Source organism: Fulvimarina pelagi HTCC2506, from assembly GCF_000153705.1.
Classification (GTDB): domain Bacteria; phylum Pseudomonadota; class Alphaproteobacteria; order Rhizobiales; family Rhizobiaceae; genus Fulvimarina; species Fulvimarina pelagi.
Map to the genome: position 1 here is coordinate 3,639,628 of NZ_DS022272.1, position 13,998 is coordinate 3,653,625.

General features: G+C 61.5%; 12 protein-coding genes and 1 other RNA gene. 8 read left to right on the forward strand and 5 right to left on the reverse strand.

From position 1 onward, the window contains the following. Window positions 1-108: 108 nt before the first annotated feature. The gene (locus tag FP2506_RS16910; protein WP_007068820.1) at window positions 109-1,938 is read right to left on the reverse strand and encodes a M3 family oligoendopeptidase; all 1,830 of its coding nucleotides are present in this window, start codon (window positions 1,936-1,938) and stop codon (window positions 109-111) included. Between the two features lie 231 nt (window positions 1,939-2,169). On the opposite strand from FP2506_RS16910, the gene FP2506_RS16915 reads away from it, so the two are divergent. Further along, complete coding sequence (locus FP2506_RS16915; RefSeq protein WP_007068821.1) at window positions 2,170-3,600, forward strand: sigma-54-dependent transcriptional regulator; 1,431 nt, start codon at window positions 2,170-2,172, stop codon at window positions 3,598-3,600. A gap of 417 nt (window positions 3,601-4,017) precedes the next feature. Continuing rightward, window positions 4,018-5,568, forward strand: coding sequence for a peptidoglycan L,D-endopeptidase MepK (locus FP2506_RS16920; RefSeq protein ID WP_050765103.1), 1,551 nt, complete (start codon window positions 4,018-4,020; stop codon window positions 5,566-5,568). Between the two features lie 122 nt (window positions 5,569-5,690). On the opposite strand, the gene FP2506_RS16925 is transcribed toward FP2506_RS16920, so the two are convergent. The 4 genes from FP2506_RS16925 to ssrA all read right to left on the reverse strand — a co-directional run bounded on the left by FP2506_RS16925 (window position 5,691) and on the right by ssrA (window position 7,180). Beyond that, on the reverse strand, window positions 5,691-5,939 hold the full coding sequence (locus FP2506_RS16925; RefSeq protein WP_007068824.1) for a ribbon-helix-helix domain-containing protein: 249 nt from the start codon (window positions 5,937-5,939) through the stop codon (window positions 5,691-5,693). After that, window positions 5,936-6,160 carry a DUF4169 family protein gene (locus tag FP2506_RS16930; RefSeq protein ID WP_007068825.1) on the reverse strand — a complete coding sequence of 75 codons (225 nt, stop codon included), beginning with the start codon at window positions 6,158-6,160 and terminating at the stop codon, window positions 5,936-5,938. Before FP2506_RS16930 ends, FP2506_RS16925 begins: the two co-directional genes overlap by 4 nt. Before the next feature lie 20 nt (window positions 6,161-6,180). Further along, the gene (locus tag FP2506_RS16935) at window positions 6,181-6,753 is read right to left on the reverse strand and encodes an SspB family protein (protein WP_007068826.1); all 573 of its coding nucleotides are present in this window, start codon (window positions 6,751-6,753) and stop codon (window positions 6,181-6,183) included. A 56-nt stretch (window positions 6,754-6,809) separates the two neighbouring features. Next, window positions 6,810-7,180: a transfer-messenger RNA gene (gene ssrA / locus FP2506_RS18575) on the reverse strand. A gap of 282 nt (window positions 7,181-7,462) precedes the next feature. On the opposite strand from ssrA, the gene FP2506_RS16940 reads away from it, so the two are divergent. The 6 genes from FP2506_RS16940 (at window position 7,463) to FP2506_RS16965 (ending at window position 13,650) form a co-directional block, all read left to right on the forward strand. Then, the gene (locus tag FP2506_RS16940; RefSeq protein WP_007068827.1) at window positions 7,463-8,257 is read left to right on the forward strand and encodes a thymidylate synthase; all 795 of its coding nucleotides are present in this window, start codon (window positions 7,463-7,465) and stop codon (window positions 8,255-8,257) included. After that, window positions 8,254-8,790, forward strand: a complete 537-nt coding sequence (locus tag FP2506_RS16945) for a dihydrofolate reductase (protein WP_007068828.1) — start codon at window positions 8,254-8,256, stop codon at window positions 8,788-8,790. Before FP2506_RS16940 ends, FP2506_RS16945 begins: the two co-directional genes overlap by 4 nt. 223 nt (window positions 8,791-9,013) lie before the next feature. Further along, on the forward strand, window positions 9,014-10,210 hold the full coding sequence (hflK, locus tag FP2506_RS16950) for an FtsH protease activity modulator HflK (protein WP_007068830.1): 1,197 nt from the start codon (window positions 9,014-9,016) through the stop codon (window positions 10,208-10,210). Next, window positions 10,210-11,388 (forward strand): SPFH domain-containing protein, encoded by a 1,179-nt coding sequence (locus tag FP2506_RS16955; protein ID WP_007068831.1) that lies wholly within the window; start codon window positions 10,210-10,212, stop codon window positions 11,386-11,388. Before hflK ends, FP2506_RS16955 begins: the two co-directional genes overlap by 1 nt. Continuing rightward, window positions 11,385-11,570 (forward strand): DUF2065 domain-containing protein, encoded by a 186-nt coding sequence (locus FP2506_RS16960; RefSeq protein WP_007068832.1) that lies wholly within the window; start codon window positions 11,385-11,387, stop codon window positions 11,568-11,570. The genes FP2506_RS16955 and FP2506_RS16960 overlap by 4 nt, the downstream gene beginning before the upstream one ends. 208 nt (window positions 11,571-11,778) lie before the next feature. Beyond that, window positions 11,779-13,650 (forward strand): Do family serine endopeptidase, encoded by a 1,872-nt coding sequence (locus FP2506_RS16965; RefSeq protein ID WP_007068833.1) that lies wholly within the window; start codon window positions 11,779-11,781, stop codon window positions 13,648-13,650. The last annotated feature ends 348 nt before the right edge of the window (window positions 13,651-13,998 follow it).

Genomic DNA, 13,998 nt, shown 5'->3' on the forward strand with positions numbered 1-13,998 from the left:
CTTTTATCTTTGAGTGCAATGCGCACCACCTTTATGGAGGGATGCGGGTCTATCGGGCCGGCGTTGCCGATGATCATGTTGCGCCTTGGGGATTGCGATCCCGTTGCCTCAGTCCATCTTCTCCAATTCGTCGATGAAGCCTGAGATCATCTGGAGACCGCGCGACCAGAAGGCGGGGTCCGACGCATCCAGTCCGAAAGGCGCGAGCAGCTCGGAGTGATGCTTGGTGCCGCCGGCCTTCAGCATCTCGAAATACTTGTCCTGAAAACCGGCCTGGGCGTTCTCGTAGACCGAATAGAGGGAGTTCACGAGACAATCGCCGAAGGCATAGGCGTAGACGTAGAACGGCGAGTGGATGAAGTGCGGCACGTAGGTCCAGTAGGTCTCGTAGCCGTCGCCAAGGCGGACGGCTGGGCCGAGGCTCCGGCTCTGGACAGAAAGCCAGATCTCGCCGATCCGCTCCGAGGTCAGTTCGCCGGAGCGTCGCTCTTCGTGCAAAGCGCGCTCGAACTGGTAGAACGCGATCTGGCGCACCACCGTGTTGATCATGTCCTCGACCTTCGAGGCGAGCAGCGTCTTGCGCTCCTCCGGCGTCTTCGCCTGGGCGAGCAGAGAACGGAAGGTCAGCATCTCGCCGAACACCGAAGCGGTCTCGGCGAGCGTCAGCGGGGTCGCAGCCATGAGCGCGCCCTGATCGCCTGCCAGCACCTGGTGGACGCCGTGGCCGAGTTCGTGCGCGAGCGTCATCACGTCGCGCGGCTTACCCATATAGTTGAGCAGCACGTAGGGGTGGACGCTCGGCACCGTCGGATGGGCGAAGGCCCCAGGCGATTTGCCAGGCCTGAGTGACGCGTCGATCCAGCTTCTATCGAAGAAGCGCTTGGCGATCTCGGCCATGTCGGGGGAGAAGCCTGAATAGGCCGACAGTACCGTTTCCCGCGCATCGTCCCAAGAGATGTCGCGTCGCTTGGCGTTCGGCAGCGGCGCATTGCGATCCCAGAACTCGAGCGCGTCGAGTCCCAGCCACTTTGCTTTCATGGCGTAGTAGCGGTGTGAAATCGAAGGATAGGCCTGGATCACCGCCGTATTGAGGGCGTCGACAACCTCGCGCTCCACACGGTTCGCCAGATGGCGCGAATCGGCAACGTCTTCGAAGCCGCGCCAGCGGTCGGAGATTTCCTTGTCCTTGGCGAGTGTGTTGGTGATCAGCGTGAAGGTTCTGAGGTTGCGCGAAAAGACGTTGGCGAGGGCAGCTGCAGCCTTGCGGCGCTTGTCCCGGTCGTCGTCCTGCAGAAGATTGAGCGTTGCTTCGAGTGCGAGGTCGTCGCCGTCGACGGTGAAGCGCAGGCTCGTCAGCGTTTCGTCGAAGAGCCGGTTCCAGGCGCCGGCACCGGTGATGCCCTTCTCGTGGAAGAGTTCCTCGACCCTATCCTCCAGCTGGAATGGCTTGTCTTTCCTGAGATCGACTAGCCACGGGCGGAAATGGGCGAGCGCCGGCTCGGCCTCCATCGCGCTATCCATTACAGCGTCTTCGATCCGGTTGAGCTCGAGGGTGAAGAACAGGAGGTTCGTCGCGATGTCGGTCACCGAGCCCTGGATATCGCCGTAGAACTTGGCGCGCACAGGATCGGAGGTGTCGCCCGCATAAACGAGGCCGGCATATGAGATGATCCGGCCGAGCAGTTCTTCGAGCTTTTCGTATTCGCTGACCGACCGGGCAAGTCCTGCCGGATCGGCATTTGCGAGATCGGCAAGTTTGCCCTTCCAATTCTCCTTGAAACGCGTTGCATCCTGCCGAGCCTTGTCGAGATCGCTCTGGAGCTCGGGCGAGTCCATCGATGGGTAGAGATCGTCGAGGCTCCATTCGGGAAGTTCGGAAATTCCTGCGGATACGGATTCGGCAGCGGATCGAGCGGGCGTGGAAAAGCGGTTCGTCATAAGTGAAGCCTGATCGTTGCGGATGAAATTTCGGCGATGAGGCGGCACCGACCGCCAGCGTCGCCCTTAGATAAAGGCTCGCTCGTTTTTCGCTAGTTCCGATTTTCCTTCAATTTGATCGAATTTTCTCAGCCAAAGTTTGCCGCGTTTCTTGAGACAGCTTTCAGGGCTTGCGTGCCAGTTTGGGTCAACCCCGCACCAGAAGGGGACATTCAAACAGGGACATCCATTATGGCACGACAGGTCTTGGTGGTCGACGACGACCCCATACAGCGCCGGCTTCTTGACGCCCAGATTTCTCGGATAGGGCTCCAGCCGATCCATTGCGATGGCGGGCGCGCGGCGCTCGATGTGCTGACGGGCCCGAAGGCACGCGACGTCGCGGTCGTCGTCCTCGACCTGCTCATGCCCGACAAGAGCGGTACCGAAGTCATGGCCGAGATGCGCAGGCGGTCCATCGAGATTCCGGTTGTCGTTCAAACGGCGAAGGATTCCGTCGAGACCGTCGTCGCCGCCATGCGCTCGGGCGCGTTCGACTTCATCGTGAAACCAGTGTCGCCCGATCGCCTGCGAACCGTGCTGACAAACGCGATTCGAATGCTCGAAACGCGGCCGAACCCGATGCGGGTCCCTGATAATCTTCGCCAGACGAACCTGCCCGAACCGATGGCCTCCGTGATCGCCAGCGCCGCGAAGGCTGCGAAATCCGCGATCCCGGTGCTGATCAGCGGGGAGACCGGCGTCGGCAAGGAATGCATCGCTCGCGCGATCCAGACCTGGGGCCCGCGGGCGGGCAAGCCGTTCGTGACGATCAATTGCGGTGCATTGCCGTCGGATCTCGTCGAGAGCATCCTGTTCGGTCATGTGAAGGGCGCCTTCACCGACGCTGCGAAGGAACATGTCGGCAAGTTCCGCGAAGCCGATACAGGGACTCTCTTTCTCGACGAAGTCGGCGAACTCAGTCCCTCTGCACAGGTAAAGCTTTTGCGGGTCATCCAGGAAGGACTTGTCGATCCGGTCGGAGCCGACAGTCCGGTCAAGGTCGATGTCCGGATCCTGTCGGCGACCAACCAGTCGCTGCTCGCGGCGGTCTCGCAGGGACGGTTTCGCAAAGACCTCTACTACAGACTGAATGCCTTCGAACTCAGTGTTCCGCCGCTGCGCCAACGCCGCGCCGAGATCGCCAGCTTGGCCAAGGAATTCCTCCAACGCTTCACGGAGAGCGAGTCCCAGTCGCCGGCGCGGCGTTTCTCGTCCGCCACGGTGGATCTGCTCGAACGCTTCGACTGGCCCGGTAATATCCGCCAGCTCGAAAATGTGGTCCACCGTGCGGTGGTGTTGGCCGAGACCGAAACGCTTCAGCCAAGTGATTTCGGTGCCCTCGTCCTCGCCAATGAGGCGCGACAGGTCGCCGAACTGCGTTCGCCGGCCGATCAACAGTTGGCGGAACCGTCGCGGCAGTTCTCGGGGCAGGGGAGCACGAGCGACCTCATCCGGGATGGACGCGGTGAGCTTCGCAAGCTGGACGAGATCGAGGCCGACATCATTCGGATCGCTCTGGACCAGTATAATGGGCATATGAGCGAGGTGGCCAGAAGACTCGGGATCGGCCGCTCGACGCTCTATCGCAAACTGCGCGAGTACGAGATAACAGGTCCTTGAAGTGCATGGTGCCTGCGACCGGGAGCTCCGCGGGATCGCAATGCGCGTGGGTGATGCCGTCGCACGGTCTCGGCGACCTGACCGGCGCTTCGCAGTCGGCCTGACACGGGGAATGGACGCGGAGCTTCTCGCGCCTTTCCAAGAGTCAGTTAGCCAACGACTTCATGCGGCTCTGCGGAAGACCTTTGATTCCAGCCAGTTTCGTGCACGCCGCGATGAAACCGCGGTGTTCGGAATGTTTTAACCTTTACCCAAACTTAACTCTTTCCCAATAGATTCGAAAAATGCGGCCAAGGTGTCATTCTTATGCCGCAGTTCGCAGAGAACTGTGTTCGTAAGGATCGCGGCAATCCGCTGACGTGACGGTGCTTTGGGGGATACGAGGCGCCGGAACGCTCGATCGGAAGGGGATGGGCTTTGAAATTTAAATCCACCGCCGTGCGCGTGCGCCATTGGGCTCTTGCCCTCGTGGCCTGCGCCTTCGCACTTGGTGCGTTCGGAACCGCATCGGCATTCGCAGAGACGCGAACGCTCAAATTCTACAATCTGCACACCAAGGAGCGCGGCAGCTTCGCCTACAAGCGCAACGGCCGCTACGTGCAGAGCGAAGTCAAAAAGATCAATTGGTTCTTGCGTGACTGGCGACAGGGCAAGGCCACGACGATGGACCCGCAGCTTCTCGATCTTCTTTGGGAGGCCTACCGTCAGGCGGGCGCGAGAGATTACATCAACGTCGTGAGCGCCTATCGATCACCGGCCACGAACGGCATGCTGCGTCGGACACGGGGCGGTCAAGCCAAGAAGAGCCAGCACATGGTCGGCCGTGCGCTCGACTTCTTCATTCCGGGCGTGAAGCTATCGACGCTTCGAGCGATCGGCTTGAAGATGCAGGTCGGCGGCGTCGGCTACTACCCGAAGTCGGGGTCGCCTTTCGTTCATTTCGATACCGGCAACGCACGTCATTGGCCTCGTATGAGCCGCCGCGAGCTGGCCTCGGTGTTCCCGAACGGGGGAACGGTCCACGTTCCGTCTGACGGCAAGCCGCTTCCGGGCTATCAGCAGGCACTCGCCTCCTACAAGCAGCGGCGGGCAGCGGGTGATCTTCAGGTCGCCAACGCGTCCTCTTCGTCAGGTGGCGGCAGAACCCTCCTTTCCATGCTGTTCGGCGGCGGCGCCGACGAGGAAGAGGACAATGCGGAAGCGATGCAGGCTCCGACCCAGGTGGCGCGCGCCCGACCGCAGCCTCAGGCTCCAGTGGTCGCGGATGTCGTTCCCACCTCGCGTCCGAACCGCCCGGCTCCGCAGCCTGCCGCAGTCGCCATGCTCGACGCCGGCTTCGACACCGGCCGCGACCGGCGCAACGATCCTGCAGCAGCCGTGAACGGCGGCCTCGAAGAGAGCCAGGTCGCGTCGATCGATCCAAGTCGGATCCCATCGCCACGCTGGGCTCCGGCGCGCGCCGTCCCGGCCAATCTAGAAAATAGCACCCCTGAGCGGGTCGTACCGTCGGCCGATGCGACGGCGGCGATGATCGCCGCTCTCGAAACCCAGGCCGAGGAAGAAAAGCGTATCGGCTCCGAACTTGCCTATACGGTGCCGACGCCAAGCGGGCGGCCAGCTTTCAATTCCGTCCTGAAGGAACAGGTTGCGGCTGTCATCCCGCCGGATGCGCCGAAGGCTCCGCCGGCAATGCGGCAAGTCTCGCTGCCTCAGCCGAGCGTGCGTCCGACGCCTGATGTTTCGGCGGGCGTCGCAAAGGCGGCATCCCCGGCTTCGGTCGACCGGAAGCCTGTTAGCGCCGTCACGGCCGCGCTCGAAAAGAAGCAGCCGATTGCGGACAAGGGTGGATGGCCGCTTCGCTCGTTGCGTGCCGGGTCGGACCGCACGAATAGCCGCGCACCTTTCGTTCCGCTTGAAAGCGAGGACGACATCAATGCTCGCATCCAGGCCGCTGTCTCCTTCCAGTAGTGAGGCGATGCGCTGCAGAAGCAGGCGATGGGGAGATCGAAAACGGCGTTGTGCAAGGAGCGTCGTTTTTTCGTTCGGTCCAAGGATGCAAAAATCCTCTAGGTCGGGAGGACCTGACAAAGCTACAGCGGGTCTCGGTCGCGAGAGCCGCTTTCGTCCTTCTGTCGTTCCAATGCTTCTTCTAGAAGGTGGACGCGGAGTGCCGAGGACAGGTTGACTTTCGCATCGCGAGCTCCGTCGATCTCGGCGACAAGTTCGGCCGTGGTGATGCTCCGCTCCCGTGCGAGTGCGTTCAATCTCCGCCAGAATGCTTCCTCGAGCGTGATCGATGTGCGGTGGCCACGGATGGAAAGGGAGCGCTTGACCGTCACGAGGTTTCGTCGGGGAGCGTCGGCTTTTTTTCCAGATCGTTTTTGCCGTGGTCGCGCTTGTGGCCGTCGTGCGTCTTCGCCGCTTCGGCTCGTCGCTTCTCGGCTAGCTTTCTCAACGCCGTGGGAGTGCCGAACCTGACGCGATTCTCCGCGGCTGCCGCTTCGCGATCGACCTGCGCCTTCGCCTTTCGGGCACGCCTCAGATTGACGATCTCACCCATAGGAGGCTCGCGGGGTTGGCTCAGGTCTTCTTCCGGAAGGCGTCGAGAGAGACGACTTGGGCATCCGGTCGCTCTTCTTCGCTCTCGTCGTCGTTTTCACTGTCGGCGCTCGAAGAAGCCGAGGCTTCTGCCTTTTCCCGGACCGGCAGCGGTGTCGCCGAGAGCGCTCCGCCGGATGGTTTGGCGTCGTCCGCGGACACAGTCTCCTCAGCCTCGTCTGAATTCGCCGCTTCCGCACCCCGGACATCGAACTCCAGCTCGAAATTCACGGACGGATCGTAGAAGCCGCGCACGGCGGAGAAGGGCACCAGCAGCTTTTCCGGGATGTCGGAGAAGGACAGGCCGATCTCGAAGGAATTTTCGGTCACGCTCAGATCCCAATACTGATGCTGTACCACGATGGTCATCAGGTCGGGATATTTTTCGCGCAGCCGCGAGGAAATGCGCACGCCGGGCGCAGAGGTGAGAAAGGTGATGAAGAAATGATGCTCGCCCGGTAGACCGGTCTTCGCCACCTCGCCGAGCACCTTACGGATCACACCGCGGAGGGCGTCCTGCGCAAGCACGTCGTATCGGATGAGGTCTTGGCTCATGCCACGGTCCCGGTCTGAAACATCGTCACCGACGCATTAGCAGGCGCCGAAAGAAAAGTGGAGGCTTCTGTTGCCAGGCGCCTCCGAGCCCCGCCTAGAAGTGCGAACCCCCAGGGCTTAATTCGAAGCTATCGCACCGCTTACGCGGCGAGACGTGCTTCCGCATAGTTGTCGTTTGCAACTATTGATACGGCCCGATAACGGCGGAACCATTCCGAGCAAAAATCCGATCTTTACGCCCTCGTCGATCCTATTTCGCCCCCGCCATGTCCCATCGGATCCGAAAAGCGGACTTCATGAGACATGGTGGAGGCGCCGGGTACCGCCCCCGGGTCCGAAAGGTTTATTGCATCGAACGTTTATCGCCATAGCCGGAGTTGGTCCGGCATCTGCAAATATAAGAGGGATCGCCGGACGTGAAAAGAGGAAAACCCCGGTGTGGGTGCGATGCCTCTTTCTAAGAGGAAATCGTTCGCGAAGAGTTCTCGGAACGAGGCTGATGCGCTGTCGGTATTGGGAAGACTAGGCTTCGCGCGCGGCGAGACCCATGCGTCCACAATCATGTGCCGGATGACGAGGCGAATTTTTACCAGCTCCGATGTCGATCGATGTATCTGACCGGCTGGACTCTCTTCGCGACAGGCGGCAAAAGCACCACATCGATCGAGGACCCCAACCCTTCCATTTCTGGACGAGAGTGAGTGTCGACGTGCGGCAATATCTGGATCTTCTGGCCCGGGTTCTCGGCGAGGGAACCGACCGCCCTGACCGCACGGGTACCGGAACGCGTTCGGTGTTCGGCCATCAGATGCGTTTCGACCTCGGCGAGGGCTTCCCGCTTCTGACGACCAAGAGACTGCATATCCGCTCTATCGTTCACGAGCTTCTGTGGTTCCTCAAGGGCGATACCAACATCGCCTACCTCAAAGCGAATGGTGTCCGGATCTGGGATGAATGGGCGGACGAGAATGGCGATCTCGGTCCGGTCTACGGTGCGCAGTGGCGCTCCTGGCCCGACTATGATGGCGGTACGATCGACCAGATTTCAGGGGTTCTCGACACTCTCAGGACCAACCCGCATTCCCGCCGTCTCATCGTTTCGGCCTGGAATCCGGCACTTGTCGACACAATGGCGCTCCCGCCTTGCCATTGTCTTTTTCAATTTTACGTCGCGAACGGCAAACTTTCCTGTCAACTTTACCAGCGGTCGGCGGACGTCTTCCTTGGCGTGCCTTTCAATATCGCCTCTTATGCGCTGCTCACGCACATGATTGCACAGGCATCGGGTCTCGATGTCGGCGACTTCGTGCACACGCTGGGGGATGCTCATCTCTATGCGGATCATCTCGAACAGGCGCGCCTGCAGCTTGACCGTACCCCGGGGCCGCTGCCGGTGCTGAAGCTCAACCCTGACGTCCGCGACCTCTTCGCGTTCACCTTCGCGGATGTCGCAATCGAGAACTACGAGGCACAGCCGCATATCGCCGCTCCGATTTCCGTATGAGCGAAAGCCGAACTGAATTCGTCGCTGTCGTCGCGGCAGCAAAGAACGGCGTGATCGGTGCGGACGGCGGCATGCCCTGGTCAATCCCGAGCGATCTGAAACGCTACCGCAGCCTCACCATGGGCAAGCCGATGATCATGGGCCGCAAGACTCTCGAGGCGATCGGGAAGGCGCTGGACGGACGAGACTCGATTGTGCTGACACGCGAGAACAGGCTCGCAGTCGATGGAGCGATGCTGGCGAGCGGGCCTGCGGAAGCGATCGCGAAGGCGATCGAGTGTGCCAGCGCCCGCCGTGCCAGCGAGATTGCCGTCGTGGGCGGTGCTGAGATTTACCGCCTGCTCTGGGATCATATCGATCGGATCGCGTTGACCGAGGTCGACGCCGAGCCGGAGGGCGATGCGGTGTTCCCAGCGATCGATGAAAGCGAATTTGAGCTCCTGTCAGAAGAGCCGTGGATACGCGGCGAGCGTGATTCGGCGGCAACGCGCTTCAAGTCCTACCAACGAAGATTTCGTTTCGATCAAGATTAACGCTTCGCAACCAAGTCTAAAATTGATCCGATTCAAGACAATTTGGCGATCTTGAAGCACAATCTTGCGTTTATCGTCTTTAAAATGCCAGCGAGGCCAACGCGCAAAACGGTCGCGGGCGCGTTGAAAGCAGAATATGCAACTCTTATAAGAACCAATAGGCGATTTAGAGCGAGCGGCGCTTCCAGCCCCTTCGCGCTTTTCATCAATTGAAAGGACTTCGATGCCTTGGAGCAATCAGACCGGTAGCGGCGGTTGGAAGGGTGGCGGCGGCAACGGCGGAGGTCCCTGGGGCCAGCGTCCGCAAGGTCCGCGGCCCGGCGGCGGCGGCGGCGGCCCGAACAACAGCCCCGATCTTGAAGACATCCTGCGACGGGGCGGCGACAGGCTGAAGCGGGCGTTTCCCGGTGGTGGCGGCTCCAGCGGCGGTGCCGCAGCAATCGTGCTTCTGGTCGTCGTGCTCCTCGGCATCGGTTGGCTGTTCAAGGCCGTCTACACGGTCCAGCCCGACGAGGTCGGCGTCGAGATGCTGTTCGGCAAGCCCAAGCAGGAACTCGCCCAACCAGGCCTGCACTTCATCATGTGGCCATTCGAGACCGTAGACACCGTACCCGTCGTCGAAAGCCAGATCACCCTCGGCTCCAGCCAGCGCGGCGAGAATTCTGGCCTGATGTTATCGGGCGACCAGAACATCGTGGATGTCCAGTTCGCCGTTCTCTATCAGGTCGACAACCCGCAGAACTTCCTCTTCAACGTGCAGGACCCCACCGCGATGGTGCAGCAGGTCTCCGAGAGCGCGATGCGCGAGGTTGTCGGACGCCGTCCCGTGCAGGACGTCTTCCGCGACGATCGTGCGGGGATCGCCGAGGAAGTTCGCGAGATCACCCAGACCACCCTCAATGATTACGGTACCGGTATCCGCATTAACGGCATCTCGATCGAGGACGCCGCGCCGCCGCCACAGGTCGCCGACGCCTTCGACGAGGTTCAGCGCGCCGAGCAGGACGAGGACCGCTTCATCGAGGAGGCGAACCGATACCGAAACCAGCAGCTCGGCCAAGCCCGTGGTGAGGCAGCGCAGATCCGCGAGGATGCGGCTGCCTACAAGAGCCGCGTCGTTCAGGAGGCAGAAGGTGAAGCACAGCGCTTCTCGTCGATTCTCGAAGAATACGCCAAGGCTCCGGAAGTGACGCGAAAGCGCCTTTTCCTCGAGACCATGGAGGGCGTTCTGCGCGACTCCAACAAGATTATCCTCGAGAGCAATGCCGCCGGCGGACAGGGCGTGGTCCCCTATCTTCCGCTTAACGAATTGCAGCGCCAAAACTCCAATTCGTCCGGCAATGGCCAGAACAACAACGGCACCAACGACTCGTCCTCGCGCACAAGCGCAAACCGTGCGGTGTCGGGAGGTGCCAACTGATGAACCGACTTTACGCTTTGGTCGCCGTTGTCGCGGTCGTCGTTCTCCTCGTATGGAACTCAATCTTCGTCGTTAACGAAAAGGAACAGGCGATCGTTCTGCGCTTTGGTGAGATCCAGCGCGTAGCCGAGGAGCCGGGTCTGTACTTCAAACTGCCCTTCGGCTTCGCCGGCGCCGACACTGTACAGATGCTGCCTGATCGTCTCTTGCGCTTCGACCTCGACGACATCCGCGTTCAGGTCTCAGGCGGCCGCTTCTACGTCGTCGACGCCTTCCTGGTGTACAACATCGCCGACGCCGCTCGCTTCCGGCAGGCGGTCTCGGGTTCGATCCCGCAGGCCGAACAGCGTCTGCGTACCCGTCTCGATGCATCGCTGCGCCGGGTCTACGGCCTGCGCGGCTTCGAGGCAGCGCTCTCCAACGAGCGTGGTGAGATGATGAGACAGGTGCGCGACGAGATCGTTGCCGACGCACAGACTCTTGGCGTCGAAGTCACTGACGTACGTATTCGCCGAACCGACCTCACAGATGAGGTGTCCGAGCAGACATACGAGCGGATGCAGGCCGAACGTCTCGCGGAGGCAGAGAGACTGCGTGCTCGCGGTCAGGTCGCCGCTCGCGAAATTCGCGCCGGCTCGGATCGCGAGGTGGTGGAGACCGTCGCTGTCGCCCGGCGTGACGCTGAGATCCTGCAGGGTCAGGGTGATGCCGAACGCAACCGTGTCTTCGGCGAAGCTTTCGGAGCTGATCCGGAATTCTTCGACTTCTATCGTTCCATGAGCGCTTATCGTCAAGCTCTCGAAAATTCGGGAACGACCTTGGTCCTCTCGCCGGACTCGGAGTTCTTCAGATATTTCCAGAACGACAGCGCGCGGCCGTCGGGCTCCGGTGGCTCGTCGATCGATCCGAGCGATCTACCCCAACTCCCGGACATCGAGCAGCGGTCGTCGAATGCCGGCGATGCTTCGGAAGGTGACGACAGTCAGCAGGCTGCTGCCGGCGCCGAAGTGCCGGCAGTATCCGCCGGGGGCGACCAGACCGGTGCCATCGCCGCACCGACGGCGGGCACCGCGTCCAGCGGCGATGCGGCGGCCAGCGCTGCGTCGGAGCCGAGTATCGATGGTGCAGCCAATAGTGCCGAAAGTGCACCGGCACCGCAGGACAACGCTGCCCAGTGACGGATTTCCTGACAGCCCTCGGTCTCCTTCTGGTGATCGAGGGCGTTGTCTATGCGGCATTCCCGTCCCTGGTGAAACGGCTTGCGGCCGAGGCTTCACAATCGCACGAACAAAGCCTGCGTATCGGCGGCCTCGTTGCGGCCGTCATCGGCTTCGGCATCATCTGGCTCCTGCGTCATTAGTCGCCTGCCGAACGGCCCGCGCGACATGCTGACACGTATCCGCCGCACATTAGTTTGATCGAGCAGCCGCAGCCTCGGGGGACACATTCGCTATACTTGCTCGAGGGGGGTCTGCCGTGAAAGCTTGGCTTCGCAGGAAACACGCGCCAAGCGTTTCCGGCTCATCACCTGAACCGGGTGTCCGAAAAAACGGAAGAAGATCCAGCCTATGATTTCTCTGCTGCCGCGCCTCCTTCTCACGACGGCTCTCATCGTGTCTCTCGCGGGTGGGTCCGCCCGCGCGCAGGCGACCGGCGATTATGGCGGCATGAGTCAGAGCCAACCGGCAGACGGCGGCGTCGGTGCACCGGAACCTCAACTGGACGCAATACCGGAAATTCCGGAAACAGGAGAACAGGAAGGGTCCCCTGTCGAACCGGCGGACGAGGGACCAGCCGTGACGCCGGAAAGCGGAGAGCCCGAGGCAGAGCAGGGCTCGGAGCCATCAGCCGAAGCCGAAGAAAATGCCGAAGAGGCGCCGACGAGCGATCCCGAAAGCGAAGCGGAGGCAGCCGTACCGGCTCTGCCCGCCCCTCCTGTCGAGGAAGACGAGACGACGACCGGTCGAGAAGATGAGGCTGCCAGTGAGGCGACTGTCACGCCGCCTGCCTCCCGACAGGGCCCCGAGTCGGTGTCCGAACTCGCCGAAAGTCTCCTCGACGCTGTGGTGAATATCTCCACGGCCCAACGCGTTGAGCGGCCCGGCGGCGGCATTCCGCCCCTCGAGGCGCCGGAGGGCTCGCCGCTTCAGGACTTTTTCGACGATCTCCTGCGTGGGGACGGCAATCCGAGCGGCCGGAGGGTTCAATCCCTCGGTTCTGGCTTCGTCATTGATCCGTCCGGCGTCGTCATCACGAACAACCACGTTATTCAGGATGCCGACGAGATCACCGTCAACTTCGCCGATGGATCCCAGCTCGAAGCCGAACTGCTGGGCCGAGACCCGAAGACCGATCTCGCCGTTCTCAAGGTCCAGTCCGACGAGCCGCTCGTTTCCGTCGCGTTCGGCGACTCCGAAACGATCAAGATCGGCGACTGGGTCATGGCGATCGGCAATCCCTTCGGGCTCGGCGGTTCGGTCTCCCTGGGCATCGTTTCAGCGCGCGGGCGCAACATCAATGCGGGCCCCTACGACAACTTCATTCAGACTGACGCGGCTATCAACCGAGGCAATTCGGGCGGTCCGCTATTCGACATGAACGGCAATGTCGTTGGCATCAACACCGCGATCATCTCTCCGACAGGCGGGTCGATCGGCATCGGGTTCTCGATCCCCGCGAACCTTGCGGTCAACGTCGTCAACCAGTTGCGTGAATTTGGCGAAACCCGGCGCGGTTGGCTTGGCATTCGCCTCTCTGCGGTCACAGACGATATCGCGAGTGGCCTCGGAATCGGCGAAGCCCGTGGCGCGGTGGTCGTCGGAACGATCGACGGCGGGCCTTCGCAGGATGTCCTCAAGGCCGGCGATGTCATCACCGCTTTCGATGGGAAGACCGTCGAATCCTCCCGCGATCTGCCGCGCATCGTAGCGGAGACCCCGGTCGGCAAAGATGTCGAGGTTGAGATCCTGCGCAAGACATCGCGCGAGGCCGACGCCGAACCGATGACGGTCACGGTGACGCTTGGTCGGCTCGAAGACGGCGAGCGCCTTATGGCCGAAGGGCCGAACGGCGAAGAAGAGGAAGCCGATGGTGATACCTCAGACGACGAGGCGGTCGAAGGCGAGGCTCAAACCGGTGCAACCGACCCCGTCCTCGGTCTGACCCTTGGCGCGATCGACGATGATACACGATCTGAATTCAATCTTCCCGAGGACGCGGAGGGTGTTCTGATCACAGCTGTCGCGGCCGGCTCGAACGCTGCCGAGAAAGGCATCGAAGCAGGCATGCTCATTCAGGAGATCGCGCAAGAGAGCGTGTCGTCGGTCTCCGATGTCGAAGAGAAACTCGCCGAACTGAGGAGCGAGGGACGGCGCAACGCTTTGATGCTCGTTGCGGAACAGGACGGGGATCTCCGCTTCGTCGTGCTCCCGCTCGACTGACGCCAAACGCTCTTGATGATGCCGGCTGCTGCCAAAATCGGCGGCTACGCATCTTGGAAGATCGAAAAGCCTATCGCATCCGCATAACACTGGTTTGCGACGTTTCGCGTTTGCTGTCGAAGTCTTCGACGTCGCAGTCTTGAGAGACAGCCGGGACGCAGCATTCATCGCTTCGAAGATCGCGTGAATCGAGATGCAATGCAGCTCAAGTGAAACCTCTCTCCCTCATTGCCTTTGTCGCCTTTAAACCGCCGCCGTCGCTCAACGCTGACGCCCGGTAGCGAAGCCCGTCAGGGCAAGGCCGTTGGGGGGCGCGTCGATCAAAACGACAGCGCCGGCTTTCTTGCC